This is a genomic window from Rhodococcus sp. MALMAid1271, from assembly GCF_049195265.1.
GTDB lineage: Bacteria > Actinomycetota > Actinomycetes > Mycobacteriales > Mycobacteriaceae > Rhodococcoides.
In genome coordinates this window covers 1-24650 of record NZ_JBMIRQ010000078.1, presented here as the reverse complement: position 1 = coordinate 24650, position 24650 = coordinate 1, and the positions used below count along the sequence as shown (strand labels likewise).

28 protein-coding genes and 1 pseudogene are annotated in these 24650 nt (G+C 63.5%); 10 read left to right on the top strand and 19 right to left on the bottom strand.

What is annotated here, in order from left to right:
* Window positions 1-38 precede the first annotated feature (38 nt).
* The 9 genes from ACOQFP_RS10490 (at window position 39) to ACOQFP_RS10450 (ending at window position 7298) form a co-directional block, all read left to right on the top strand.
* Window positions 39-464, top strand: coding sequence for an SRPBCC family protein (locus tag ACOQFP_RS10490; protein WP_421584281.1), 426 nt, complete (start codon window positions 39-41; stop codon window positions 462-464).
* A gap of 150 nt (window positions 465-614) precedes the next feature.
* Window positions 615-1757, top strand: coding sequence for a sensor histidine kinase (locus tag ACOQFP_RS10485; protein WP_206490897.1), 1143 nt, complete (start codon window positions 615-617; stop codon window positions 1755-1757).
* Window positions 1754-2428 carry a response regulator gene (locus tag ACOQFP_RS10480; protein ID WP_421584280.1) on the top strand — a complete coding sequence of 225 codons (675 nt, stop codon included), beginning with the start codon at window positions 1754-1756 and terminating at the stop codon, window positions 2426-2428. Before ACOQFP_RS10485 ends, ACOQFP_RS10480 begins: the two co-directional genes overlap by 4 nt.
* Before the next feature lie 82 nt (window positions 2429-2510).
* Complete coding sequence (locus tag ACOQFP_RS10475) at window positions 2511-3413, top strand: ABC transporter ATP-binding protein (protein WP_421584279.1); 903 nt, start codon at window positions 2511-2513, stop codon at window positions 3411-3413.
* Window positions 3410-4156 carry an ABC transporter permease gene (locus ACOQFP_RS10470; RefSeq protein ID WP_206490902.1) on the top strand — a complete coding sequence of 249 codons (747 nt, stop codon included), beginning with the start codon at window positions 3410-3412 and terminating at the stop codon, window positions 4154-4156. Before ACOQFP_RS10475 ends, ACOQFP_RS10470 begins: the two co-directional genes overlap by 4 nt.
* A complete protein-coding gene (locus ACOQFP_RS10465) occupies window positions 4153-4908 on the top strand; it encodes an ABC transporter permease (RefSeq protein ID WP_206490904.1) in 756 nt (251 codons plus the stop codon). Before ACOQFP_RS10470 ends, ACOQFP_RS10465 begins: the two co-directional genes overlap by 4 nt.
* Window positions 4909-4933: 25 nt before the next feature.
* Window positions 4934-5302 (top strand): hypothetical protein, encoded by a 369-nt coding sequence (locus ACOQFP_RS10460; RefSeq protein WP_421584278.1) that lies wholly within the window; start codon window positions 4934-4936, stop codon window positions 5300-5302.
* A 75-nt stretch (window positions 5303-5377) separates the two neighbouring features.
* A complete protein-coding gene (locus tag ACOQFP_RS10455) occupies window positions 5378-6598 on the top strand; it encodes a sensor histidine kinase (protein ID WP_421584277.1) in 1221 nt (406 codons plus the stop codon).
* Between the two features lie 34 nt (window positions 6599-6632).
* On the top strand, window positions 6633-7298 hold the full coding sequence (locus tag ACOQFP_RS10450) for a response regulator (protein WP_421584276.1): 666 nt from the start codon (window positions 6633-6635) through the stop codon (window positions 7296-7298).
* A gap of 10 nt (window positions 7299-7308) precedes the next feature.
* Here the strand turns inward: ACOQFP_RS10450 and ACOQFP_RS10445 are convergent, their stop codons facing one another.
* From ACOQFP_RS10445 to ACOQFP_RS10355, 19 genes are all read right to left on the bottom strand, one after another.
* Window positions 7309-8136, bottom strand: a complete 828-nt coding sequence (locus ACOQFP_RS10445) for an ABC transporter permease (RefSeq protein WP_032380017.1) — start codon at window positions 8134-8136, stop codon at window positions 7309-7311.
* The gene (locus ACOQFP_RS10440; RefSeq protein WP_421584275.1) at window positions 8126-9121 is read right to left on the bottom strand and encodes an ABC transporter ATP-binding protein; all 996 of its coding nucleotides are present in this window, start codon (window positions 9119-9121) and stop codon (window positions 8126-8128) included. The genes ACOQFP_RS10445 and ACOQFP_RS10440 overlap by 11 nt, the downstream gene beginning before the upstream one ends.
* Window positions 9122-9230: 109 nt before the next feature.
* A complete protein-coding gene (locus ACOQFP_RS10435; protein ID WP_274610978.1) occupies window positions 9231-9353 on the bottom strand; it encodes a hypothetical protein in 123 nt (40 codons plus the stop codon).
* Window positions 9354-9412: 59 nt separating this feature from the next.
* Window positions 9413-9535, bottom strand: coding sequence for a hypothetical protein (locus ACOQFP_RS10430; protein WP_254925626.1), 123 nt, complete (start codon window positions 9533-9535; stop codon window positions 9413-9415).
* Between the two features lie 57 nt (window positions 9536-9592).
* Entirely contained in the window at window positions 9593-9712 is a 120-nt protein-coding gene (locus ACOQFP_RS10425; RefSeq protein WP_121872028.1) for a lasso RiPP family leader peptide-containing protein, read from the bottom strand.
* A 49-nt stretch (window positions 9713-9761) separates the two neighbouring features.
* Window positions 9762-9881: a keywimysin-related RiPP gene (locus ACOQFP_RS10420; protein WP_141216059.1), complete on the bottom strand. Its 120-nt coding sequence runs from the start codon at window positions 9879-9881 to the stop codon at window positions 9762-9764.
* A 146-nt stretch (window positions 9882-10027) separates the two neighbouring features.
* Complete coding sequence (locus tag ACOQFP_RS10415; protein WP_421584274.1) at window positions 10028-10465, bottom strand: lasso peptide biosynthesis B2 protein; 438 nt, start codon at window positions 10463-10465, stop codon at window positions 10028-10030.
* Window positions 10462-10755: a lasso peptide biosynthesis PqqD family chaperone gene (locus ACOQFP_RS10410; protein ID WP_080730710.1), complete on the bottom strand. Its 294-nt coding sequence runs from the start codon at window positions 10753-10755 to the stop codon at window positions 10462-10464. Before ACOQFP_RS10410 ends, ACOQFP_RS10415 begins: the two co-directional genes overlap by 4 nt.
* Window positions 10756-10792: 37 nt before the next feature.
* Entirely contained in the window at window positions 10793-12637 is a 1845-nt protein-coding gene (locus ACOQFP_RS10405; protein ID WP_421584273.1) for an asparagine synthase-related protein, read from the bottom strand.
* A gap of 197 nt (window positions 12638-12834) precedes the next feature.
* Window positions 12835-13806 carry an LLM class F420-dependent oxidoreductase gene (locus ACOQFP_RS10400; protein ID WP_421584272.1) on the bottom strand — a complete coding sequence of 324 codons (972 nt, stop codon included), beginning with the start codon at window positions 13804-13806 and terminating at the stop codon, window positions 12835-12837.
* A gap of 9 nt (window positions 13807-13815) precedes the next feature.
* Window positions 13816-14616: an SDR family NAD(P)-dependent oxidoreductase gene (locus ACOQFP_RS10395; protein ID WP_421584271.1), complete on the bottom strand. Its 801-nt coding sequence runs from the start codon at window positions 14614-14616 to the stop codon at window positions 13816-13818.
* A gap of 29 nt (window positions 14617-14645) precedes the next feature.
* A complete protein-coding gene (locus ACOQFP_RS10390; protein WP_421584270.1) occupies window positions 14646-16445 on the bottom strand; it encodes a glycoside hydrolase family 15 protein in 1800 nt (599 codons plus the stop codon).
* Window positions 16442-17131 (bottom strand): HAD family hydrolase, encoded by a 690-nt coding sequence (locus ACOQFP_RS10385; RefSeq protein ID WP_421584269.1) that lies wholly within the window; start codon window positions 17129-17131, stop codon window positions 16442-16444. The genes ACOQFP_RS10390 and ACOQFP_RS10385 overlap by 4 nt, the downstream gene beginning before the upstream one ends.
* 131 nt (window positions 17132-17262) lie before the next feature.
* Entirely contained in the window at window positions 17263-17736 is a 474-nt protein-coding gene (locus ACOQFP_RS10380; RefSeq protein WP_206490920.1) for a Dps family protein, read from the bottom strand.
* A 146-nt stretch (window positions 17737-17882) separates the two neighbouring features.
* Window positions 17883-19400, bottom strand: a complete 1518-nt coding sequence (locus tag ACOQFP_RS10375; RefSeq protein ID WP_206490921.1) for a catalase — start codon at window positions 19398-19400, stop codon at window positions 17883-17885.
* Window positions 19401-19568: 168 nt separating this feature from the next.
* Window positions 19569-20204, bottom strand: coding sequence for a hypothetical protein (locus ACOQFP_RS10370; protein WP_421584268.1), 636 nt, complete (start codon window positions 20202-20204; stop codon window positions 19569-19571).
* The gene (locus ACOQFP_RS10365) at window positions 20204-21895 is read right to left on the bottom strand and encodes a GMC oxidoreductase (protein ID WP_421584267.1); all 1692 of its coding nucleotides are present in this window, start codon (window positions 21893-21895) and stop codon (window positions 20204-20206) included. Before ACOQFP_RS10365 ends, ACOQFP_RS10370 begins: the two co-directional genes overlap by 1 nt.
* Window positions 21892-23409, bottom strand: coding sequence for a flavin-containing monooxygenase (locus ACOQFP_RS10360; protein WP_421584266.1), 1518 nt, complete (start codon window positions 23407-23409; stop codon window positions 21892-21894). The genes ACOQFP_RS10365 and ACOQFP_RS10360 overlap by 4 nt, the downstream gene beginning before the upstream one ends.
* Window positions 23406-23984, bottom strand: coding sequence for a TetR/AcrR family transcriptional regulator (locus ACOQFP_RS10355; protein ID WP_206491408.1), 579 nt, complete (start codon window positions 23982-23984; stop codon window positions 23406-23408). The genes ACOQFP_RS10360 and ACOQFP_RS10355 overlap by 4 nt, the downstream gene beginning before the upstream one ends.
* 212 nt (window positions 23985-24196) lie before the next feature.
* On the opposite strand from ACOQFP_RS10355, the pseudogene ACOQFP_RS10350 reads away from it, so the two are divergent.
* Window positions 24197-24343, top strand: a pseudogene (locus tag ACOQFP_RS10350) (CGNR zinc finger domain-containing protein); the annotation flags it as partial.
* Between the last annotated feature and the right edge of the window lie 307 nt (window positions 24344-24650).

The following is a 24650-nucleotide window of genomic DNA, read 5'->3' as shown; positions in this document are numbered from 1 at the left end:
CGACTCTGCACGACCCCGAGCGAACGGATCTCCCAACCATGCCGACCCCGACCCGCGTCCACGTCACCCACCGGTTCGTTTCTCCGCCCGAGGTCGTGTTCGCCGTACTGGCCGAGCACGAAAATCTCGGGCCGCTGTTCATGGCGAAGATCGATCGCGTGCGAGACGGCGACACCACACGCAACGGAGTCGGTTCGACTCGCAGCCTGAAGCTCGGACCGCTGCCCGCGTTCGAGGAAACCACCACCACCTCGGAGCCCAACTCGCTCATCGAGTACCGCATCACCAAAGGCGGTCCGCTACGCGGTCATTGGGGTACGCAGAGATTGACTCCGACCCCGGACGGCGGCACCGAACTCGATTACACGATCGGATTCGACGCGCCGATCCCCGGGCTCGCTGCGATCGTCGGTAAAGCATTGACGTCGAGCATCTCGAAGAACTTGCCGACGCTGGCTCCGTAGCCAGTTCTTCACCCTGCCCGAACCGCAAGACCCGTCAGTGCCGGGAACGTAGCGATTGGGCGCGCGAAGAGCCGCGTCGACGGGAGGTGTCGTCGTTTCCCACTCGCTGAGACGTGACCCCACTGCGCTTGTCCAGTACGGTATCGGGCGATGACCGTGATCGATGGTGTCCGATCGAGCCTGCGCAATCACAGGTTGCTCGACTGCGTTGTCGCGGCTGCGGTCTTTGCTTACAACCTGCCCGTGCAGGGCTTCGCGTCACCCGTCGACGCGGTCTCCTGGATGGCATATGCCCTCCCTGTCGGACTGTGTCTGCCGTACGTCTTCCATCGCCGTCGCCCTTTGTCGATGTTCTCGGTGATCGTGGCGACCGCCTATCTGCAACTCGCACTCGGGGTGGAGCTGCTGGTCGCAGATGTGATGCTGGTTCCCGCTCTGCACGCCGTCGCTCGGAGTCGGCCGCAGTCGAACTCGGTTCCTGCGGCCCTCGCGGTGGCCGCGTGGACGATCACCATGACGATGCCGTCGATGGAGCGGTACAGCATGTCCTTCGGTGACGTGGGGCTGCTGGTGCTGATCGTGGCGATCGCGTGGCTGACCGGAATGCTGGCGCGCGTACGCAACGAGTACGTCCACAGCCTGCAGCTCCGCGCCGAGCAGATGGAACGGGACGCTGCCGCGGCCGAACGAACCCGAATTGCCCGCGAGATACACGACATCGTGTCCCACAGCCTGAGTGCGATCGTGTTGCTGTCGGAGGGTGCCGCCGGCACCGTCCGGCAGGATCCCGATGCGGCCGCCGCGGCAATGGAGACCGTTCGAGACACCGGTCGAGAAGCAATGACCGAGATGCGGTCGATGCTCACCGTTCTGCATTCCGACGATCCGGTCGACCGGGTCCCTGCACCGGGTATCGCCCAGCTCGACGGGCTCGTCGAGCGATCGCGGGCGGTGGGCATTCCGATCGACTATCGCGTGACCGGCGAGCCCGTCGAGTTGCCGCCCGGTCTGCAGCTGGTGATCTACCGTGTGATTCAGGAGTCGTTGACCAACGTGCGCAAACACGCGGGACCGGAGGTTCGAGCCGTGCGAGTGCATCTGAACTACGGACCGGCGACGATCGAATTGACCGTAGCGGACGATGGACGCGGAGCCCATTCGTCGTCTGCGTCCGGATGGGGGCTGATGGGTATGCGGGAGCGAGTTCTCGCGCAGGGCGGCACCTTCGACGCAGGCCCCACCGCGGACGGATTCCACGTCGCGGTCTCACTGCCTGCCGAGGCGGCACGGTGACGATATCGGTTGTGCTGGTGGATGATCAGAACCTCGTGCGAGCCGGACTGAAACTGGTGCTCGGCTCGCGCCCCGAGGTGCAGATAGTCGGCGAAGCTGCCGACGGACGCGAAGGCATCGACGTAGTTCGGGCGACCACCCCCGACGTCGTTCTCATGGACGTCAGAATGCCGGTGATGGACGGCATCGAAGCAACCCGTGACATCGTGCAGACGACGAACTCGAAAATACTGATACTGACCACCTTCGACCTCGACGAGTACGTGTTCGACGCGCTTCGAGCAGGTGCCGACGGTTTTCTCGTCAAGGACGCTCCGGTCGACGAGCTGATATCGGCTATTCAGCATGTGCACGAGGGAGATTCGGTGGTCGCCCCGAGTACCACGCGGCGCTTGATCGAGCATTTCACTTCCGCTTCCGCGCCCCGAGCGCGACCGGTCTCCACCTCTACCGAACAACTCGCCGATTTGACTCCACGTGAACGTGAAGTCCTTGTCCACCTCTCGAGCGGGCTGTCCAACGCGGAGATTGGCGCTGCGATCACGGTGTCGGAAGTAACCGTGAAAGCCCACGTGGGGCGCATATTGTCCAAGCTGGGGGTACGTGATCGCACCCAGGCAGTGATCGCCGCTTACGAGTCGGGACTGGTCGGTCCGGGTACCGGCGGCTGACGGGAGGGTATACCTGGGTATACCCTCCGAAATACTCCTGCAGGCGGACGATTCTCCAGGCCGAATGCGGAACAGTCGGGGTATGGACATCGTCAGAACTCACAGCCTCGGCAAGCGCTACGACACGCACACCGTCGTCGACGACGTGAACCTTCGCATTCCTGAGGGCTGCGTCTACGGCTTTCTCGGTCCGAACGGATCGGGCAAATCGACGACCATGAAGATGCTGCTGTCCCTGATTCGACCGACCTCGGGTGAGGTGGAGATCCTGGGTATGTCGATGAATCACGACACCCGCCGCGAATTGCTCTCACACATCGGATCACTCATCGAATCTCCACCCGGATACGGACATCTCACGGGTGCGGAGAACCTTCGGATCGTGCAACGCTCGCTCGGGCTGCACGCCGCACAGATCGAGCGGGCTGTGGCCACTGTCCGTTTGCAGGAACACCTCGACAAGAGGGTGAAGAACTACTCACTGGGAATGAAACAGCGCCTGGGCATCGCGATGGCACTCGCGCGCGAACCACGACTTCTGATCCTGGACGAGCCCACCAACGGCTTGGACCCGGCCGGCATCGAAGAGATCCGCGGCTTGCTCCGCCATCTCGCCGAACACGGTGTGACAGTGATGGTCTCCAGCCATTTGCTCGGCGAGATCGACAAGACGGCGAACATGCTCGGAATCCTGAGCCAGGGCCGTCTGATTTTCCAAGGCACCCGCGACGAGCTGTTCGCCGCATCCACTCCGGACGTGCTCATCGACGCGATCGACCCTCTTCGCGCGAGTTCGGTGCTGCAACAGAAGATCCCGGTGCAGATCGACGATCACACGTTGCGGTTGTCCGGCATCGATGATCGCGGTACCGCACAGGTGGTAACGGAACTCGTCGGCGCAAACGCAGGCGTCTACGGCGTTCGGCGCGAGGATCAGTCCCTCGAAGACGTATTCATGAATCTGACGAAGGGTGGCCGGTTGTGACGACCGTACGCAACGAATTCGCCAAACTCAGGCACCTGCACATCGGCGCGATCGCCGCATTGTTGGTCGCCGCGATCGTAGGGTTGACCTTCGTCGGCGCTCTCACCGCGGCAACGTCGAACGATTCGACTGTGGTCTCCTGGGCACTGCCACTGGCCGGTCTGTCCCTTGCCGTCCCCATCGCGTCGCCGCTGCTGATTGCAGTGATGGCCAGCCGCACAGTGGAAGTCGAGCACCAGTCCAACGGCTGGTTGTCGAACCAGACCCAGGGAGCCGACCGCGGAGCGCTCGTTCGCGCGAAGCTCGTCTCCACGGGCCTCGTTGTCGGTGGCGCGACGGTTGCGGCCAGTGCTGCAGGTGTATTTCTGGGGACCGCCATCGGAGTGGACCAACCGTTGCCTGCCGGTCTGTGGTTGGGCTACACGGCGGCGGCGGTGACGGCCAACCTGGTAATACTCGGTCTGCATCTGCTGATCTCGGCGCGAGTGGACAACCAACTGGTCGCGCTCGGAGTAGGCATCGTGGGTACCGTCATCGCGATCTGCGCCTCAGGATTCCCGTCATGGGCAGCACACCTGACGCCGTGGGGGTACTACTCCTTGGCCTCTGCCGCCGACTACCGAGGCGAGCAGGTGGTGACGCTGAACCCGTCCTACGCCAGCATCATCGCCCTCGGAGTTGTCGGGGCAGTGTTGTTCTGGTTCACGACCGTTCGACTCGATCGACAGGAGGTACGGGCATGAACGCGTTCTCGGCGGAAATGATCAAACTCAGGCGCTCGCAGGCATGGGCGGTCGTCGTCCTGCTCCCTCTGATCATCGCGGGGGTAGGAACGTTCAACACGATCGCGTCGGGCGCAGAACTGGCCGAGGGATGGCGCACATTGTGGTTGCGCACAGTCGTGTTCTACGGCCTGTTCCCACTCGCACTCGGCGTTGCCGTACTGGCCTCGCTGGCGTGGAAATCAGAACACCGAGGAGGAAATTGGAATGCCCTGATGAGTGGGCCGGTTCCGTCGACGCGCATCGCCATCGCAAAGGCGGCTGCGGTGGCAACGCTGACCGCGATCATGAACATCGTCATGCTGGCAGCTGTCGTCGTTCTCGGCAAGGTGGTCTTCTCGCTCGAGGGGATGCTTCCTTCCGAGCTCTTCGCGACCAGTGCACTCGTTGTGGTGGGGTCGCTACCGGTGGCGGCTTTGCAATCCGGTCTGTCGATGGCGATCAGGTCGTTTGCTGTGCCGATTGCCATCGCTCTCGTCGGGGCCGGGATATCGGTGTTCTTCCTCACCGCCGAGGTGACCGAGGCAATCTTCGTGTTGCCCTACGCCCTGGCAACTCGCGCAACCCAACTGGCCTCCGGAACTTTCGGTGACTCGGGTTCGCTGACCACCGGAGCCGCACTGTCGGTCCTGACGGCCGCGGCACTGCTCACTGCCGTAGTCGTCGCAATGACCGGCAGGGCACTCGACCGCAAGGACATTCACGTTCAGTGATATCGCAGCGAAAGGAGAATCGACCATGACCGACAATCGAACTATCACTCGCACGGAGTACACCGAACCGGGGCGTACGCATCAGCGCCCCGACGGGCGCGGTGCCGCTTCGCTCACCGCAGCACTGCTCGCCTTCGTTCTCACACCCGTGCTGGTGATCTTTCCGTTCGCCGGCTTCGTCCCGGTCGCGCTCGCCGCAACCGGCGTCGTTCTGGGGTGGCGGGCGACGCGGCGCACTGCAACCGGGGTCGCGCGCACGGGATTCGTCCTGTCGATGATCGTGTTGTGCGTATCCGTGGCGTCGGCCGCCCTGTGGATCTTCTTCGTGGTCAATCCGTCGATCGCTCAGTACGGTGAGCTGCACGACGCGGTGAGCAACATCTTCTCCAGTTGATCCGACAACGTCTCGGCGATTCGCGGGGCCTGCTCGAAAACACTACGGACCACCTGGTCCCGTTATCATCGCCGCATGATGCTCACCACTGGATCCGAGCAACACCGCGTCCGAGCCATCGGACGCGGTGTTCTCTGCTTCGGCATCCTTTCCTATACGGGAGCGGTCTCGGTAGGCGTGTACTGGCGCGGTACGACGACAGTTCTCTTGATGGCCATTGCACTGGGCCTGTGTCTGCCATGGTTGTTCGCGCATCGCCATCCGCTGCGGTCCTTCGCCGTGATGTCGGCTGCCGGCACCGTCCAGTTGATCGAAGGTTTCGGCCCGATCCCGGCGAATCTCATGTTGCTGGCCGGGGTGTACGCGGTGGCAGCACACGCCCCACGCCGTGCGGCACTGCTGTGTGCGGCAGCCGTCGTGGCGGGCGCGGTAATTGCCGCGATCCGGTGGGGTGAGACGTTCGCGGCATCTGCAGTGCCACTCTCGGCCATCGGGACGACGACCGTCGCGGTGTGGCTGTGGGGCACCCATACCGCCTTACGTCGTGTGCACGACGAAACTCTGCGTACCCGTGCCGACCAACTCGAACGCGAGCAGGACCATTTGGCGCAGATAGCCGCAGCAGAAGAACGTGCCCGCATCGCGCGCGACCTTCATGACGTGATCTCACACAGTCTGGCCGGCATCCTCACCATGTCCGAGGGAACGTTGCGGTCATCCCCCGAACTGGCGGAAGAACACAAGAATTCGCTCCGCATGATCAACACCCATTGTCGTGATTCGCTTTCCGAGTTCCGAAAGTTGCTCAAGCTGCTCCGAGACGAACCAGCGGACATGACGCGCACCTCGCCCGTCGTTTCGAATCTCGAGTTCCTGGTCGAATCGGCCGCGTCCGATACCGTCGCCACGGATTTGACTGTGGAGGGCCGTCATTGCGAGCTGCCACCAACGGTGCAGGAAGCCGTCTACAGAATCGTGCAGGAGTCGTTGACCAACGTTCGCAAACATGCCGGTACCTCGGTGACCAAGGTGACTGCATCGGTCGACGTCACCGCGGAGAACGTGAAAGTCGAAGTCAGTGACGACGGTGACGGGTCGGCTGCCGAAGTGGGTGCCGCAGAGTGCACTACGGACGGCTTCGGGCTACTCGGTATGCGCGAGCGCGTCGATTCCCTGCGCGGAACACTGTTCGCCGGGTCGCCGCCCGACGGTGGATTCGTCGTTCGGGCCACGATTCCTCTCAGCTCCGACGATCGCAGCTCGAACAACCGGTATGTTCGCACCAGAAACAACTGATCGCCATCAGCTGACTCGATCCTTCGGGGGGACAATGATTCGCACTGTCATCGTCGACGACAGTGAACTGTTCCGAGCTGGGCTGCGAATGATCGTCGAGTCCGGCAGCGGAACGACCGTCGTCGGCGAAGCAACGAACGGGATCGACGCAGTTTCCCTGGTCGAGAGCTTGCCGGGTGAGATCGACGTGGTCTTGATGGACATCGACATGCCCGGACTGAACGGAGTGGACGCCACTGCGCGGATCCTCGACCTCGACGCGCCTCCCAAGATCCTCATTGTCACGACATACGCGGTGGACAACCTGGCGTACAACGCCATCATGGCGGGGGCGAGCGGATTCTTGCTCAAGGACACTCCGCCCGACGCACTTCTGTCCGCCATCGAGACCACTCACCGCGGCACTGCGGTCGTCTCGCCGCAAATGACTCGGCAACTGCTGTGCTCGGTATCCCCGCAACGTGCCGGTATTCCCGCCGACGATTCCGTTCGGCGTCGCTGGGAGTCGCTGACGGACCGCGAACGTGACGTACTCGAGGCAATCGCACAGGGACTGAACAATTCCGAAATCGCGGACAAGCTGTTCATCGCGGAGGTTACCGTCAAGACACACGTTGGGCGGGTACTGCGCAAACTCGATGTTCGCGACCGAATTCAATGCGTGGTGTTCGCCCACACTGCGGGTTTGGTCTCGGACTGACGGAGTGTGATCACTCGGCACGCGAGGAGACGGCTCCGGATATCTTGGCACCCGCATCGCGCCGTGCCGCGCGCCGGAGCACGAACACCGCCGCGATGCATCCGACGACGCTCCAAGCACCGAGAACCAATGCGGTCTCGGCCAGGTGCCACCGCCCACCGATCTCCGAAGCGGCTGCGGCATCACCGAGGAGAGCAGCGCGCAGGGCCTGGCCCAGCCAGTAGAGCGGAGTCGCCTGTCCGATCGCCTGCATCCAGGACGCCTGGTTCGCCAGCGGGTACAACACGCCGGACACGCTCACCAGCGCCATGAGCAGAAGCGATACGAAACTCAGGTTCCGCGGGTTCTTGACGAGCGAACCCAGGATCGCTCCGAACGGCAGAGTAGCCGTCATGCCGAGGGGCAGAATCCACACAAGGTTTGCTAGTTCGATCGGATCGGCCGAGACGAACTGCCCGAACAGCACACTCGCTCCGATCAGTACGACGCAGAAGGTGATGAACGTGAGGGCCACCTGGCTGCTGATCTTGCCGACGAGATAGGTGTGAATACCGTAGGGCAAAGATTTCACGCGCAGCAGACTTCCGTCCTCCCGCTCGGCGATGAGGTTGGTGGCCAACCCCATCAGTCCGCTGAACAGCACGTTGATCGCGAGCACTCCGGGGATGGCGAAACTACCGAGCGAGGTTCCGGAGCCCGACACCTCCACTCCTCGAAGGAAATACATGACGATCAGAGCGATGCACGGAAAGAAGATGTAGTTGAGGACGAGGGTAAGGCTCTGTCTGAATTCGATCAGCCCGCGGCCGAGACCGAGACGGACGGTATCAATGAGCATGGAAGAGCACCTTTCCTTCATCTGGACTCGGATCGAGCTCCGCGGCAACGGGATCGGCACTTCGAATCATGTGCAGGTAGGCGTCCTGCAAATTCAGTGGCCGGACGACGAGATCGGTCACCTGGGAGCCCCCCGAGGCCAACAGTTCACGCACGAACTCGGTGGCGTTGTCGACCGTCGCCGTCTGCGAACGTCCACGGAGCCGGTACGACACCGCGGTACCCCAGGCGTACCGGCGGGCGAGCTGCTCGGTGGTTCCACGCGCGACGACACGTCCATCTACCAGAATCGCCACCGAATCTGCGAGAAGCTCGGCCTCGACCAGATCGTGGGTGGTCAGTACGACGGCCGTTCGCCGCGTGCGGGTGATCGACCCGATGAGTTCGTGAAAGTCCTGGCGCGCTTCGGGATCGAACCCGACTGTCGGTTCGTCCAAGAACAACAGTTCGGGATTTCCGACGAGTCCGATCGCGACGTCGAGACGACGCCGTTGGCCTCCGGAGAGTCGACCGACCTTGGTCTGTGCTCGGTCGGTCAGACCGACAGCATCCAGTAACTCGTCCGTGTCGTATGGCAGTCGGCCACCCGACGGCCCGAGTACCCGATAATGCTGTGCCAAGTGCAGCAACAACTCTCGAACTTTCCATCGACGATGATCACGCCATGACTGCAACACGACACCGATGCGCGACTGCCATTCTTCGTCGCCGTGGGCGGGATCGACTCCCAACACACGCACGTACCCACTCGACCGGCGGCGAATTCCCTCGAGAATCTCGATGGTGGTCGTCTTACCCGCGCCGTTCGGCCCGAGCAATGCAACCACTTCGCCCGCCTCGACACGAAGATCGACCCCGGTCAACACATCGATCGACCCGTAGCGCATCCGAACGTCCCTGGCCTCGAGGGCCGGTACGTCGGATCGGTTCGGGTATACGGATGTGCCAACGGAATCGCTCGACTGCCCGTGCAGTGCCATCGTCATCGACGCTCCTTCTACGTTGTTGCCACAACAGTTGGGTACGACTCGGAATCGGATCCCGGACCGGCGACCCGGCACATGATCGTGCCGGGTCGCCGTACCGGGTGCAGTGTCACTCCTTGGAGTGATCCTCGAACGGCAGGATCGCTTCGGTGTGCGGACCGATGAACTCTCCGGTCTCGTCCTGGAAACGGCCCAGATCCGCAACAGCAGGTGTTTCGTATGGCTTGTTCACGATGGAACTCCTCGCTGAATTGTAGAGATGTTTCGAATTGTTCTATGTGACTGACGGATTCACTCCTTGGAGTGATCCTCGAACGGCAGGATCGCTTCGGTGTGCGGACCGATGAACTCTCCGGTCTCGTCCTGGAAACGGCCCAGATCTGCAACAGCAGGTGTTTCGTATGGCTTCGACATGCGCGTTACACCTCCTTTCCGAGGTTGATCAGGCCGCGATGTTCGCGGCGTCGACGATCAGTTCTTGCGATCCGCGATCGGGTTCCAGCCCTCGGCCTGGCCACCGATGCCGAAACCTGTCTCGTCCTGGAAGCTACCCAGGTCGACGACAGCGGGAGATTCGTAATCCTTGATCATGGCGGTATTTCCTTTCGATTCTGTCCGGTCGAGCTTCTGTGATCCGGTGTCAGTTCTTGCGATCGGCGATCGGGTTCCAGCCCTCGGCCTGGCCACCGATGCCGAAACCTGTCTCGTCCTGGAAGCTACCCAGGTCGACGATGGTCGGGGCTTGGTAATCCTCGGTCATGTGTCACACCTCCTTTCGCATACTCAGGGGATCGGTCGATTCACTCCGGGGCCCGTATCGAGTCCTCCGGTACGGGATCGACGGCGGTCGACGGCGCGGTCGACGTCCGACGTCCCGAGTTCATGAGGCGCAGCCTGGAGTCCAGCTCACACAGACTGCGGCAGCATCGATTTCGAGGAGACGGAGAAGAATGTCGAGAAGTCGGACTTGGCCATCGGTTCATCGACTATCACTCCGTCGACCTCGATCCACGCATGGGCGGTGAACGGCGGCGACGAGAGCACGCCCACGCACCATTGTGGCCACGTGCCTCGTGCACGGCACACCAACACCGTCGCAAGGGAGCGAGGCAGACAAGCCGATCCACCTCTGCTGTAGGGGCTGGCGGTCAGGACTGCATCGCGAGCCAGACGAGCCTCCTCGTAGGTCGCCGGCCGAGCGCCGGTTGCGATCCGTTCGAGGAACGAACGCAGGACATCCGGAGGCATTCGACTCAGGCCCTTGGCGATTCCGACGCTCGCCTTGATGCCGAGAGTGGGGAGCGGACCGAGGGTCGAAGGAATGTGTGGCAGTACGTCACTCACAGCAGACCGACCCCTTCGAGTTGACGGTAGGCAGCGTCGACGTCGCGTCTCGCCAGTGCCGGGTCGATGGCGAACGTGTCGACCAACGCCGCGGCCGCGTCCTCGCGACTGCCACCCTCACGCAGGCAACGTGACACGATCAGCGCACTGTCGTTGAGGTGCCAGTACCGGCCGGCTGCACCGTCGAGAACGACGTGACCGTACTCGGTTGCCACCGTGTCGAGGTGCCTCGTCCTGCTGGAACGACCCGAGTTTCGCTGCGCAGCAGTGTCCTTGGTCCTCCAGAACATAGGTTTCTCCTTTGTCGATAGAGCCGGGATGGATCGATCACACTGTTACGTCGGTCCGATTTCGCTGAGCCGCAAGGAATACCGAGGCATTGATGGCCTGGTGAACATGTCCGACCGGTACCTCACGAGCTCGAGGCGATGTCGATGCAACAAATTCTGTTCGGTCGACCAGTCCGGTATCGAACAGTCGTGCGTTGTCCATCAGCTCCAGCAGTCGTCCGTAGTGGCGGGCGTACCCGCGTACGGACTGCGGTCCGCCGCCGATCTTGTTCGTTCGCATCAGATAGTCGTTCGGCAGCAATCCGCGCATCGCGTCCTTCATGAGGGGCTTCCATTCGAGTGGGGTATCGCGTTCGTCGCGTCGAACTGCAAGGGCAGCTTCCACCACTCGATCGTCGAGCAGAGGCGAGTCGTAGGACACTCCGAACGGCTGTCCCAGTTGTGCTGTGCCGCGGATCAGTCGGGCAGCATCGCGAGCGAAATACAGATCGATGTGCCCGGCAACGGTTCGGTCCAGTGGCTCTGCTGCCTCGAGCACGGAATCGATCTTGCTCCGAAGCAATTCGCGAGCATGCGGCGTAAGCCAGGGTGGCACAGCGGGCGGACTGGACCAATCGTTCATCCGTGGTATCTCCGGGTGAGGAGCTCCGGCCAGTGCTGCACGCATCGTGTCGGCGAACCATTGTCGGTACGTGCGCCGATCGGCCAACTCTCGCAAGGTCGTCAGCACTCCGATTCCCGCTGGAATGTGCTGCGCCCTGGCTCTGTTCCACCCGACCCACGGACGTGCCCGTACGATCGTGTGCTCCCACGCATTGACGCCGCGCAAAATGTGGTCCCCTCCGAGACCGGTGATGTGCGTCCTGATTCCCTTGCGGCGATCGTCGGCCAACATTCGTACGATCCGCGGCCCGGCGGTCGCGGCCTGCGTCGGCTCGTCGAGTCGAACATCCAGGCTGTCGACACCCTCGTAGAAATCCTGCATGTCGTCCGTGGAGGTGACCTCATGGGTGTGCACTCCGGGCATGCTCTTGATCGCCCGGCGAGCCCAGTGGAGATCCTCGCGTCCACCCGGGTCGTCGTTGAAGAGAGTGCGAGCGAGCACACCCTGCTGCGCTTGTGCTGCGAAATAGCACAGCGGAGTGGAATCCAGCCCCCCGGAAAGGTCGCAGGCCACCGGATCTCCGGGCGCGGTGCGAGCTCGAACCGAACCCTCCACCGCCGATCTGAACAGAACGGCACCATCGGACCTCGAGGTGTCGGCCTGCGGCGCGTACCACCACGTTCCGGTCCGGCTTCGCTCGCCGTTTCTGTCGACGGTGATGTATCGATCTCCGGCAAGTGGTTCGACCTCCGTCCACAACGGGACGCGATCGAGCGGGTGCGGCATGGCGCCGAGTAGTCGTATGGTGACGGCCGCTGGGTCGACGTCGAACTCGCCCAGATCGGCCAGCACATCGGCGCGGTCGCTCAGTACCAGCACACCGTCGATCCGCGCAGACCAGATTCTGCGGGTCTCCATTGCCGCGGCGCTGGCATAGATCTGTCCATCTACCGACACGACCGTCGTGTAACTCCCGTTGAAGTTCGACGCTGCCGTTGCCGCCTGTGCCGGTAACGAAATGTTCTCGGCAAGTCTCCGCAGCCGGGACTCCGTCGCATCTGACCTGCCGACGACTGCGACCGTCGTACGTCCAACCTGTGCGGTGACGAGTCGGTCGGTTGTGAGATGCCCGAGAAGCCATGGACGCCCCGAGTCGTGATTGATCCGAGTGGTCGACACCTGCGCCAACCGGGCCGCCAACGCGCCTGCGCGGGCCGTATCGGGTAGCGCCACGAAAAATGAGCGGCCACCCGCCTCGACAGCATCTCGCGTGTTCATCGTCCGCCTCCCTGCGGTGAGTGTTCGGCTCGTTCGATGTGAACCACTCTGCCGCGTGGGAACTTTCGTGGCGTCCTGCCTGCCGACGATTTCAGTCCTGCGACGGACGGACGCGGAGTCATACCGTGGGAGGACCGCCCGACGCGAACAACCCCGGCCGATTGAATCGGTCGGGGTTGTTCAGCTACCGGAGTAGCTCAGCTGGACGCAGCCCGTAGTTTCTCCAACAGCGGACCCGCGGCCTCGGCGAGGAAGCGTTCCTGAGTCTCGTCGCCCACCTGCACCAGTGCGATGTCGGTGTAACCGGCCTCCCAGTACGGCTTGACCGCCTCGACGATGGCGTCCAGGTCCGGTCCACACGGGATGGTGTCGGCCACATCCTCTTTGCGCACGAATTTGGTCGCTCCGGCGAAACCTGCCGTCGTCGGCAGATCGGCGTTGACGGCCCAGCCGCCGGCGAACCAGCGGAAGCTGTCATGTGCGCGATCGACCGCGGTGTCCTTGTCGGGGTCCCAGGAGATGGGGATCTGTCCGATCGATCGCGCCGGTCCGTCGTGGTTGTCGGACCACGCCTTCACGAGATCGGCGTCGGGTTCGGTAGCGATGAGATGATCGCCGTACTCGGCGAACCGCGCCACTGCCTTCTCTCCGCCTGCTGCGATACCGATCGGCACGCCGCCTTCGGGCAGGTCCCAGATCCGAGCGGAGTCGACGCGAAAGTGCTTGCCCTCGTATGTCACCAGGCCACCGGAATGCAGTTCCCTGATGATCTCGAGCGCCTCGACGAACATGTCCTGCCGCTTGTCGATGGACGGCCAGCCCTCGCCGACGACGTGCTCGTTGAGGTTCTCGCCGCTGCCCAGGCCGAGGGTGAAGCGCCCGTCGGCCAGGATCTGCATGGTCGCGGCCTTCTGAGCGACGACGGCAGGGTGGTACCGGATGATCGGGCACGTCACGTACGTCATCAGTTCGACCCGTTCGGTGGCCTGAGCCACCGCGCCCAACGTCGTCCAGGCGTAAGGCGAATGTCCCATCGCGGAAAGCCACGGCGAGTAGTGGTCACTGCTGACCTCGAAATCGAAGCCGACCTTCTCGGCTCCGACGGCATACTGCACCAGCTCTTTCGGGCCGCTCTGCTCGGTCATCAACGTGTATCCGAAATTGGTCATGTGTGTCTCCTAAATTGTTGCGACGGAACCGGCGTCGACGCGGTAGTTCGATCCGTTGACGAAGCTGGCCCTTTCCGAGCACAGGAACGTGATCACTGCGGCCACTTCCTCGGGTTCGCCCCGGCGTCCGAGCTCCATGTGCGGACGCTGCTCGCTCAGGAAGCTCTCGATGGCACCGTCTCGGTCGGTGTCCTTCTCTTCGGCCCGCTTGTCCATCATCGCGTCCGTCATCGGGGTGTGAATGAATGCCGGAGAGACGGCGTTGACCAACAACCCCTCCGACGCATAACTACGAGAGAGTCCCTTGGCGAGGGCAAGCACACCGGCTTTGGCTGCGCAGTAAGGCAATTCGTCGTCGTACGGCTGCACTGCATCCTCGGACGTGAGTAGCACGATACGGCCCCACCCACCGCGGCGAAGCGCGGGCACGAACGCCCGCAGCAACCGAACCGGGCCCATCAGGTCGACGTCGAGGGTGGAGTTCCACCCGTCCTCGTCGATCTCGTGGAACAGCCCTTGTGCTCCGGTCACGCCCGAGGACTGGACGAGAATGTCGATGTCCCCCACGGCTTGTTGTGTCCGCACCGCCAAGTTCTCGACGGCCTCGGTGTCGGTGACGTCGGCAGCGAATGCGAACAGTTGCCCCTCGGGTGCTTCGAGTTGCGCTGCGGCCTCGTCGAGGGAGCGCTGATCCTTGTCGCTGATCACGACTCGAACACCCTCGGCCAACAGCATTTTCGCTGTGTGCCAGCCGATTCCGGAGTCGGCCCCTGTCACCAACGCTGTTCTACCGTCGATTCCCAAATCCATGTGATCCCACTTTGCGCTCGGAGTCGATGTCAGGCTGTGGCGTCGTGCGGGCGCGCGATCGTCAGCGCCGCATTCACCAGGGCCAGGTGGCTCAAGCCCTGCGGGAAGTTACCCAGGAACGATCCATCCGAAGCATCGATCATCTCGCTGTACAGACCGACGTCGTTGGACAGCTCCACCAACTGGTCCATCAGGGCGGTGGCTTCGTCGTCGCGTCCGACGCACGACAGTGCCGACACTCGCCAGAACGCGCAGGCCACGAACGTGACCTCTTCCTTGTGCACGCCGCTGTAGCGATACAGCAACGGACCAGCACCGAGTTCCTCGCTCAGCGCATCAATGGTGGACGAAAGCCGTTCCCCGCGGTCGTAGTTCATCTCGGCAGCCAACAGCACCGACGCGTCGAGGCCGTCGGCACCCGGGTACGCCAGATAGGCCTGCCGCTCCTCGGACCAACAGTGCGTTTCGATGTAGTGCCTGATGCGGCCCTTTTCCGCCTTCCACCGGTCCGGAATTCCGGGAATCTCGCCGGCCTCGGCCAAATGAACAGCGCAGTCCAGCGCTTGCCAGCACCCGAGCTTCGAACTGGTGTAGTGACGCTCGTCCTCGAGTTCCCAGATGCCCGCATCCTTGCGCTGCCATGAGTCACAGGCCTCGTCGGCGATGGCGGCCAACAGGCGACCGGTCTGCGCGTCGAGAATGTTCCCGGCGTCCACGTACTGCCGAATGATGGAGAACAGGTCTCCGAAGATCATGAGCTGCAGCTGATCTGCCGCTGCGTTCCCGTTGACGACCGGGCCGATGCCTCGCCAGCCGGGCACATCCGGCTGCTCGGTTCCCCCTGGCAACTGTCCCTGAAGCGTGTAGAACACATTGACCAGCGGATCGTTGGACCTGATGACCTTCAGCAGCCAGGCGACGGCCGCGTGCACCTCCTCACGAAGCCCGAAGCGTTGCATCGCCCTGATCGTGTACGCGGCATCTCGCACCCAGGCGTATCGGTAGTCCCAGTTCTTCCCGCCGGTCCGGTTCTCCGGCAGCGACGTCGTCGCTGCAGCAGCGATGGCACCGGAAGGACTGTGCAACAGCAACTTCAGGGCAAGAGCACTGCGCGCTACGTGCTCCGCCCACGGTCCCTCGTACGCGAACTCCTCCGACCACATCCGCCAGTTGAGAATGGTCCGGTCGATCCCCTCGTCCAATGTCTGCGGATCGGGCAGATGCAGTGGTTCGTTCTCGGTGCCGACGACTCCGAGAGCGTGCCTGGAACCGGGCTCGGTGGAGAACACCCCATGAATGTTCTGCGTCTCGACCCGAGGATCGTCGATGCCGAGGGTTCGTACGGCGAGGGTCAGCCCGTCCACCCGGAGGACGGTGCCGTGCTCGGTGGCATAGGCCCAGGGTGAGGCCTTACCGAGCATGGTTCCCGGTGCCACCTTCCACGCCATCTCGACGCTCCCGTCGATGCCGTCGATTCGGCGGGCCAGTTCCATCCACGGCAGTCGCCCGGCCACGCCGGTGTTGAGCGAATCGGTCACTCGCACCGTTCCGTCGGCAGTCTTGAAGACGGTGGCGAGAACATTTGTATCCGAGACGAATTCACGCTGGACGGTGAACTCGGCAACCGGGGCCAGCTCGATCCATCCACCATGCTCGTAATCCAACAGCGCAGCGAACGGCGGCGGAGAATCCAGGTTCGGGACCGGAAGCCAGTCGATGCGACCGTCGTCGGCGATCATTGCCACGGTTCTCCCGTCGCCGATCGCTCCGTAGCTCTCGATGGGAACGTAACCGTCGACCCTGCGGTGCGGGTCTCGAAACTCACTCAAGCGCGTGCCTTTCCGGAGAAGATCGGGCTGCTCTCGACATGCTCGAGGAGATCGGCCGGGTCGTCGAACACCGCCACCGCTCCTGCATCGAGCAGCTCTGCGCGCGAGATACCTCCGCTCAACACGCCGATGGCGCGTACGCCTGCACGCCCGGCGGCCTCGATGTCCCACACACTGTCACCGACCATCACCGCACGCGTCGAATCGACCTCGGCCCGCTCCAGCGCGACCGCGACGAGGTCCGGTTCGGGCTTCGCGACGTCGGCGTCCTCGCCGGAGGTCACGACCGCCACCGAATCCTCCACGTCGAGCAGATCCCGCAGCGTCGACAGTTCGCCTTCGGGCGCGGATGTCGCCAGAACGACGGTGAGACCACGAGACTTCATGTCTTCCAGCAATTCCCGCGCGCCGGGCAGAACCTCGAGATCGGCAGAGGCCGCCGCGTAGTACTCACCGTGCAGCTTCTTCGCTTCGGCGGCCAATGCGCTGTCGGAGGAACCGACGAGAGACTCGAGCAGCTTCGACCCGTCCATCCCGATGCAACGATGGATGCGCCAGGCCGAAACTTCTCGGCCCGCTTCACGAAATGCGCGTGACCACGCGGACACGTGGACGAAATTGGAATCGACGAGCGTGCCGTCGATGTCGAACAGAACAGCGTCGACGCTGGGAACACTCACAGGCATGGACATCGGATACCCAGGGTCGATGCCCGCAAACAGTGGGCACTCGACAACAGTCCGCACTCGACAACAGTCCGCTTTCGAAAACAACGGGCCCCTCGCATCATGCGAGGGGCCCGGGACAATCGAAGGTGCTACCTGGCCTGCGCCTGCCACATCCAGTGCAACTGCTCGAGTCGCGCGGTAACGGCGATGAGCAGGTCCTGGGTGACAGGATCGGCTTCTGCCGTATCCGCGATCCGTCCGCGCAGTCGCTCGACGACGGCAGCGATGTTGTCGACGATTGCCGCTACGACCTCGCTGTCCTCGGTCCACCCGGCTCCGAAGCCCTTGGTCCCCGCTGTGGCCGAGACCGTCGCTGCGCGGCCATCGGGGCTGACACCGATGGCGGTTGCTCGCTCGGCGGCCTGATCGGTGAAATCACGTGTAGCCGTGACCAACTCGTCGAGCTCGAGATGCACGGAGCGGAAGTTCTTTCCGATCACGTTCCAGTGGGCCTGCTTCGCGATGAGCGAGAGGTCGATCAGATCTACCACTGTTCCCTGAAGAGCATCGCCTGCGATCTTCTGCTGACCTGCGTCGAGCGTGCTGGTGATGGGGCTAGTCATGAGGTGGCCTCCCTGCCGTTGGACGACGGTATGCATCGCACATCATTATTGTGCTTTCGTCTGTACTACACAACAGCAGGTCACCGCGCTGTGTTCCGGATCGGCGCCACCAAATCTGTGACGCCGATCCCAGAACTGTCCTTCGGTCAGACCTTGGCGGCCTCGTCGGCAGGGTCGTCGATGGCACCGGCACCGGTGGTGGGTGCGGTCTCGTCCTGCTGCGACCGCACACCGTCCTCGACTCTCTTGCCGAGATCGGCATCGACGTTGGTCCAGTACTCGAACACCCGGCTCAGGACCGGCTCCTTCACGCCGTTGAGGACGTGCCCGACGATGTTGCCGACGAGACGATCCCGCTGGGCGTCGTCCATGACCTCGCGCACCAGGGCACCGGCCTGAACGAAGTCGCCGTCCTCCGGGTGCTCGATGTAGCCGGTGCGGATGAACCGTGGCTCGAAGTCCCACGATCCGTCGTCGCCGTACTTGTTCGTGTCCGCAGACGGGCCGCCGAACGAGTTGGGTGCGTACACGGGTGTGTCCGGGGAATTGAACGAGTACCGCATGCTGCCGTCCTTGGCGTACGAGTTGACCTCGGACTTCGGAGCGTTGACCGGGAGCTGCGCGTAGTTGGCCCCGATCCGGTACCGGTGGGCATCGGCATAGGAGAAGACGCGGCCGAGCAGCATCTTGTCCGGGCTGAATCCGATGCCCGGCACGGTGTTGGACGGCTCGAACGAACTCTGCTCGATCTGAGCGAAGAAGTTCTCCGGGTTCCGGTTCAAGGTCATCTTGCCGACCTCGATCAACGGGTAGTCCTTCTGCGACCAGACCTTGGTGAGGTCGAACGGATTGAACTTGTAGTTCTCCGCATCGTCGTACGGCATGAGCTGCACCTTCAAGGTCCAGCTGGGGAAATCGCCGTTCTCGATGGAACCGAAGAGGTCCTGACGGTGGTGGTCCGGCGATGTGCCTGCGACCTCGTCGGCCTTGTCCTGAGTCAGGTACTCGACGCCCTGATCGGTCTTGAAGTGGAACTTCACCCAGGTCCTCGTACCATCCTCGGCGATCAGCTGGTAAGTGTGCGAGCCGAACCCGTCCATGTGACGGAAGGACTTCGGAATGCCGCGGTCCCCCATCAGCCAGGTCACCTGGTGGGCGGTCTCGGGCGAGAGCGTCCAGAAGTCCCACTGCATGTTGTTGTCACGCAGGCCGGAATCGGGCAGCCGCTTCTGGCTTCGAATGAAGTCCTGGAACTTGATCGGATCCTTGACGAAGAAGATCGGAGTGTTGTTGCCCACGAGGTCCCAGTTGCCCTCGTCGGTGTAGAACTTCAGCGCAAACCCGCGGGGGTCGCGCCAGGTGTCAGGGCTACCCTGCTCGCCCGCGACGGTCGAGAAGCGTGCGAGCATCTCGGTCTTGGTGCCGGGCTGCAGGACCTTGGCCTTGGTGTACTTACTGATATCGCCGGTGATCTCGAGCTGGCCGAACGCGCCGGAGCCCTTGGCGTGGACGACGCGCTCCGGGACGCGCTCACGGTTGAACTGCGCCATCTTCTCGATCAGGTAGTGATCGTGCAGCAGAATCGGTCCCTGCGTACCTGCGGTGAGCGACTGGTCGTCACTGGCTACGGGGATGCCCGAGTTGCTGGTGGTCGGCTTGGTCATACAAGGCCTCCTGCTGGCGATATCGAGTCCGGGGGCTGCCCCGGACGAAAGTGAGCGGCCGCGCAATCGACCGTCATGTCTGCAGGAATGCCTCGCGCGCCACCGGCATAAACCCTGCTGATTTCCAGCCTGCCCACAAATCTGGACTGAGTCAAGAAAGCCGAGCCTTCAGGCAACCACGTGCGCCTCACCCGTCCGCATCGAACCCGACAGGATCTGCAACCCGAAATACGTGCCCGAGGGCATCCAACGACTCAACGTCGGGCCGACCGCATCCACCTGCACCCGGGCCACCCTCGCCTTACCCCTCAGGCCGGCGACACCGACCGCCGATCCGCCCGCCACCGGCTGCGCGAACCCGATGGACCCGCGCATCGGGAACTGCGGCCCGAACCCGCGGGACCTCGTCCGCACCGACCACTCACCACCGCTCACCCCGGCCTCCCCCAACACATCGCCGTCGAATTCGGCCAGCACCTTCGGCAGATGCCAGTTGGTCCTACCGCCGTGCACCGACGTCGCGGAGTCGACGGCGATAAAGGGGACCGCCATCCGCGGAATCTTGCCCACGTCCCGGCGTAGAACCGGGCTCGCCAAGATCTCGCGGTACGGGCCCACCGGTGACGTCGTGTAATCGACCACCATGCACATCGTGATCGGCAGGGTTTTGGCACCGGCAGGCGCGAAGTCCGACGACCGAGCTCGGTGCCACCAGATCGTGGCCCGCACGTTGGCCGGCCACGGAGCGGCCGGACTCGCCGGCCAATCGGTGCGCTCGGTCTCGGATTCGGCAACACTCCACATCAGGACTCCCTCCCGACGACAGTGAGCGGAAGCCGCAACGCGCCCGGCGCAGACACCGGTACCACGGGGTGCGCAGGCTGCGTGGGTGCGATTTCCTGATATTCGGAACCCACCGCCGGCCGCCGATCGACCTCACCCTTGTTGGGCCACAACGCCATTGCTCGCTCGGCCTGCGCGGTGATCGTCAGAGACGGATTGACGCCCAGGTTGGCGCTGACCGCGGAACCGTCGAGCACGTGCAGTCCGTCGTAGCCGTAGACCCGCTGGTAGCCGTCGACGACACCGGTCTCGGGCGAGTCACCGATTGCGCAACCGCCGAGAAAATGTGCCGTCATCGGAATGTTGACGATCTCCGCGATCGATCCGCCCGGATCGCCGCCGATCTTGTCCGCAAGCAACCTGATGGCCGTATGTCCCTGCGGAATCCACTGAGGCGGCGGGTCGCCCGCGCCGGGCCTACTTGTGAGCCGACGACCGAACGGGCCATTCTTCGATCCGAGCTCGAGCGAATTGTCGTCGGTCTGCATCACCAACGCGATGACGGTTCGCTCCGACCACCGGCGTACCGACAGGCTCCGCACAGCAGCGCCCGGATGGCGCAGAGCGACACCGAGGGTCTTGAGGACGCGTGGCACCTTGCCACCACCGTCGCTGAGCACGGTCTGCAACAACCCGATCGCGTTGCTGCCCTTGCCGTATCGCACCGGCTCGATGTGGGTGTGATCGTCCGGGTGGAACGAGGACGTGATCGCCACACCCTCGTGGTAGTCGACCTCACGCCCGCGTGCGGTGGCGGCCAACACGGCCTCTGAATTGGTGCGCACCAGCGAGCCGATCCTGCTCGACAGCCGCGGCAACGACCCCATCTCCTTGGCCGCGAGCATCAACTTCTGCGTGCCGTACGTACCGGCCGAGAAGATCACCTGATCGGCGGTGATCGTCCTCTCGCTGCGGCGCAGCTTGCCGCCGGTCCGGCGTGTCACCACGTCGTAGCCGTCGCCGTTCGGGCGCACATCCACCACAGTGGTCAATGGAAGAACCTGCGCACCAGCATGTTCGGCGAGATACAGGTAATTCTTCACGAGGGTGTTCTTCGCTCCGACGCGGCACCCCGTCATACAGGATCCACATTCGGTGCACCCGGTGCGCTCGGGCCCGGCACCGCCGAAGAACGGGTCCGGTGCGGTCTTGCCACGGTCCCCGAAGTAGACCCCCACCGGCGTGGAGGTGAACGTGTCGCCGACGCCCATGTCCTCCGCCACCTCCCTCATGACCTTGTCCGAGGCGGTGATGGTGGGATTGGTCTCGACGCCGAGCATCCGGCGCGCCTGGTCGTAGTACGGACTCAATTCGCGCTGCCAATCGGTGATCGAGCCCCACTGCGGGTCCTCGAAGAACTTCGCCGGCGGCTGATACAACGTGTTCGCATAGTTCAGCGAACCGCCGCCCACACCTGCGCCCGCCATCACCAGAACATCGGGAAGCAGGTGAATGCGTTGCACCCCATAGCAACCCAACGCCGGAGCCCACAGATACTTGCGCAATCGCCAGCTGGTCTCGGGTAGTTCGTCGTCCTCGAACCGTCGGCCGGATTCGAGCACCGCCACCCGGTAGCCTTTTTCGACGGCCCGCAGGGCGGCAACGCTGCCGCCGAATCCGGAGCCGATGATCACCACGTCGTAGTCGCTCATGCGGATACCACCTCGTTGTCGGAATCGAGAGTGTCTGAATCGGGAGCGTCGGAGACGATCCGATAGTTCGCGAGATCGAACTCGCGCGTCATGCTGCGGAATCGAAAGGTATAGGTGGGCCACATCGTGGAGTTGCGGCCGTTGGCGTCCAGATACCAACTCGAGCAGCCACCGGCATTCCACACCGTGCCCTCCAACTCGGCGTCGACCCACGAATTATGTTGCCGTTGAGCAGATTCGACGACCTCCACAGCTGCGATGCCGCGACGCTTCATCGCGTTCAATGCGGATACGAGGTAGTTGGCCTGGGATTCGAGCATGTACACGATGGAGCTGTGCCCGAGATTGGTGTTGGGCCCGTACATCAGAAACAGATTCGGGAAGCCGGCGACGGTCGTCCCCCGATGGGCCTGCGGGCTGCCGCCCCAATGCTGCGCGAGTGTACGGCCGTCGTTGCCCCGCAGTAGATGCGACACCGGCGGCTCGGTCGGGGTGAACCCCGTCGCAAAAATGATCGTATCCACCTGGTGGTGTCGGCCCGAGGCGTCGACCACGCCGTTCTCGGTCACCGATGCCAGGCCGGACGTCACCAGATCCACATCCGGACGGTCCAGCGTCGGTAGCCAATCATTGGACAGCAGAAGCCTTTTGCAGCCAGGTGCGTAGTCCGGGGTCAACGCTGCCCGCGTCGCGGGGTTCTTGACCTGCCGTCTCAGATTCAGCTTGGCGAAGGCCTTCACCGCAGGCAGCATCCATGGGTTGTCGGCCAGGACGGTCACATAGGCCTCGCGGTAGCCGTAGATGACGGCGCGAACTGCGCGGTGCGTCGCCGGAATACGCTCGTAGAGCGCGCGCTCGAGCCTGCCGATGGTGCGGTCCAGGCGCGGGATGACCCACGCCGGGGTGCGTTGGAAGACGGTGAGCCGCTGGGCTCTGTCGACGATCTCGGGGACGAACTGCACCGCAGAGGCCCCGGTCCCGATGACGGCGACCCGCTCATCGGTGAGGTCGTGCTCGTGGTCCCAAGTGGCGGAATGGAACACCGTGCCCTCGAAGGTATCGATGCCAGGGACGTCCGGGATCTTCGGCGTCGAGAGCGCGCCGGTAGCTGCGATCAACACCCGGGCGCTCGTCGCGCCGTTCGTCGTCTGCACCGTCCACCGCTTCGTCGACTCGTCCCAGATGGCGGACTGCAGTTCGCAGTTCGTGACGATGCGGTCCTTCAGGTGGAGGCGCTCGACGACCGAACGCAGATAGGCGAACAACTCCGGTTGGCGCGCAAAAGTGTGACTCCACTCGGGGCTCGGTGCGAACGAGAACGAGTACAGCGAGGTCGGAACGTCGCACGCGCATCCGGGGTAGGTGTTGTCGCGCCAGGTTCCGCCGACATCGCTTGCACGCTCGATGACCACCACATCGGCTCTTGGGTCGTCGGCGAGGATTTTCGCAACCGCAGCCAGGCCGGCGAAACCAGCCCCGACCACCAGGACATCTACGCGCTCTTGAAGTTTCATGAAGTCATCACCTTGTCGGACCAGACGGGAAGGAGCCGTTCGCGAAGTCGCGCGTCGGCCTCGGGGGTACGAAACAACGCCGAGACGGCCAGGCCGCGGGCGAGTTCGACACTGAGCTCGATGGATTCTGGCGTCATCCGGCTACCCATGACGATCTGGGCACCGCTCTCGATTGCTTCGGCGACGCGCCGTTCCAGGGGGATCATCGCTTCGTACAGAGCGGGGTCGGTGCGGGCGGCCACCCACAGCTCGAGTGCGGCGTAGAACAGGGGTCCGGAGAACGCGTCGAGGAGAATCTCGGGACCTCGCTCGGCGTCGGGTTCGGCCTCGAGAATTTCCGAGAGCCGACGGTCGACCAAGTGCTCGACTGCCGCGATCACCAGTGACTCCTTGGTCGGGAAGTGATGCAGCTGCGCGCCCCTGGACACGCCGGCGCGGCGCGCGATCTCCTGCGTGCTGGTCTTCGCGAAACCGAGCTCGACGAGGCAGTCGATCGCGGCATCGAGCAGCTTCGCCCTGGTCCCCGCGGTGCGCTCGGCCTGCGTTCGACGCTCGGTCGAGCCCGAATCCGTCATCCCTGTGTCGGTAGTCACACCAAGCACCGTAGCGCTGAATTTACAAACAGTCCAGCCTGACTTTAAGTTCGCGGCGCCCGAGGAAGACTCAGGCGCTGACACTGCGTCCCGTGTGCAGGCAACTCACCCGGCGACAACGCGGCCACTGCGCCCCGAACCCGGCATTCAGCGTTCGCTCGCCTTCGCGAGGACCTCAGCGAGGCCGCCCTACCACTCTGTGCGCATCATCGACCTGCCGCGCCGCATTCTTCGATGTCAGCCAGAGTCGCAGCCGCAAGTGGTGCGATATGAACACCTGTGGAAACCGCCAGAAGAAGGCACGCATGGCCGCCGGCCGTCGAACAACAGAGCCCTCCTGAACCAGGCCTCAGACCGGAAGCTCAGGACGCCTCGAGCTCCGCCTCCCGCAATTCACGTGGCGATGGAACCGCTCGCAGCATTGACACCGAAGGCCGAGCGCTCGACGACACCGAACCCGGTATCGAGGGTCGCCGGCTTACCGCTCGACCCGTGCCGGTCGGGGTATCAGGCGGCTCGTTGTTTTCGGCGGTGGTAGCTGGGGATGGGTTGTCGTGTGGGGTCGACGGTGTCGGGTGGGATGGCGTAGGGGTGGCCGTCGGTGCCCATGGCCAGTTGCCAGTGACCGTGGTGGACGAGGCGGTGGCA

What these genes read in the sequence shown, in the direction of transcription:
- ACOQFP_RS10410 (WP_080730710.1), bottom strand. Translation starts at nt 10,755, where the DNA reads ATGTTCTGGAGGACCAAGGACACTGCTGCGCAGCGAAACTCGGGTCGT.
- ACOQFP_RS10395 (WP_421584271.1), bottom strand. Translation starts at nt 14,616, where the DNA reads ATGGATTTGGGAATCGACGGTAGAACAGCGTTGGTGACAGGGGCCGAC.
- ACOQFP_RS10365 (WP_421584267.1), bottom strand. Translation starts at nt 21,895, where the DNA reads ATGAGCGACTACGACGTGGTGATCATCGGCTCCGGATTCGGCGGCAGC.
- ACOQFP_RS10460 (WP_421584278.1), top strand. Translation starts at nt 4,934, where the DNA reads ATGACCGACAATCGAACTATCACTCGCACGGAGTACACCGAACCGGGG.
- ACOQFP_RS10450 (WP_421584276.1), top strand. Translation starts at nt 6,633, where the DNA reads ATGATTCGCACTGTCATCGTCGACGACAGTGAACTGTTCCGAGCTGGG.
- ACOQFP_RS10425 (WP_121872028.1), bottom strand. Translation starts at nt 9,712, where the DNA reads ATGATCAAGGATTACGAATCTCCCGCTGTCGTCGACCTGGGTAGCTTC.
- ACOQFP_RS10475 (WP_421584279.1), top strand. Translation starts at nt 2,511, where the DNA reads ATGGACATCGTCAGAACTCACAGCCTCGGCAAGCGCTACGACACGCAC.
- ACOQFP_RS10445 (WP_032380017.1), bottom strand. Translation starts at nt 8,136, where the DNA reads ATGCTCATTGATACCGTCCGTCTCGGTCTCGGCCGCGGGCTGATCGAA.
- ACOQFP_RS10380 (WP_206490920.1), bottom strand. Translation starts at nt 17,736, where the DNA reads ATGACTAGCCCCATCACCAGCACGCTCGACGCAGGTCAGCAGAAGATC.
- ACOQFP_RS10430 (WP_254925626.1), bottom strand. Translation starts at nt 9,535, where the DNA reads ATGTCGAAGCCATACGAAACACCTGCTGTTGCAGATCTGGGCCGTTTC.
- ACOQFP_RS10400 (WP_421584272.1), bottom strand. Translation starts at nt 13,806, where the DNA reads ATGACCAATTTCGGATACACGTTGATGACCGAGCAGAGCGGCCCGAAA.
- ACOQFP_RS10385 (WP_421584269.1), bottom strand. Translation starts at nt 17,131, where the DNA reads ATGCCTGTGAGTGTTCCCAGCGTCGACGCTGTTCTGTTCGACATCGAC.
- ACOQFP_RS10360 (WP_421584266.1), bottom strand. Translation starts at nt 23,409, where the DNA reads ATGAAACTTCAAGAGCGCGTAGATGTCCTGGTGGTCGGGGCTGGTTTC.
- ACOQFP_RS10490 (WP_421584281.1), top strand. Translation starts at nt 39, where the DNA reads ATGCCGACCCCGACCCGCGTCCACGTCACCCACCGGTTCGTTTCTCCG.
- ACOQFP_RS10465 (WP_206490904.1), top strand. Translation starts at nt 4,153, where the DNA reads ATGAACGCGTTCTCGGCGGAAATGATCAAACTCAGGCGCTCGCAGGCA.
- ACOQFP_RS10355 (WP_206491408.1), bottom strand. Translation starts at nt 23,984, where the DNA reads ATGACGGATTCGGGCTCGACCGAGCGTCGAACGCAGGCCGAGCGCACC.
- ACOQFP_RS10375 (WP_206490921.1), bottom strand. Translation starts at nt 19,400, where the DNA reads ATGACCAAGCCGACCACCAGCAACTCGGGCATCCCCGTAGCCAGTGAC.
- ACOQFP_RS10455 (WP_421584277.1), top strand. Translation starts at nt 5,378, where the DNA reads ATGATGCTCACCACTGGATCCGAGCAACACCGCGTCCGAGCCATCGGA.
- ACOQFP_RS10420 (WP_141216059.1), bottom strand. Translation starts at nt 9,881, where the DNA reads ATGACCGAGGATTACCAAGCCCCGACCATCGTCGACCTGGGTAGCTTC.
- ACOQFP_RS10405 (WP_421584273.1), bottom strand. Translation starts at nt 12,637, where the DNA reads ATGAACACGCGAGATGCTGTCGAGGCGGGTGGCCGCTCATTTTTCGTG.
- ACOQFP_RS10370 (WP_421584268.1), bottom strand. Translation starts at nt 20,204, where the DNA reads ATGTGGAGTGTTGCCGAATCCGAGACCGAGCGCACCGATTGGCCGGCG.
- ACOQFP_RS10485 (WP_206490897.1), top strand. Translation starts at nt 615, where the DNA reads ATGACCGTGATCGATGGTGTCCGATCGAGCCTGCGCAATCACAGGTTG.
- ACOQFP_RS10440 (WP_421584275.1), bottom strand. Translation starts at nt 9,121, where the DNA reads ATGACGATGGCACTGCACGGGCAGTCGAGCGATTCCGTTGGCACATCC.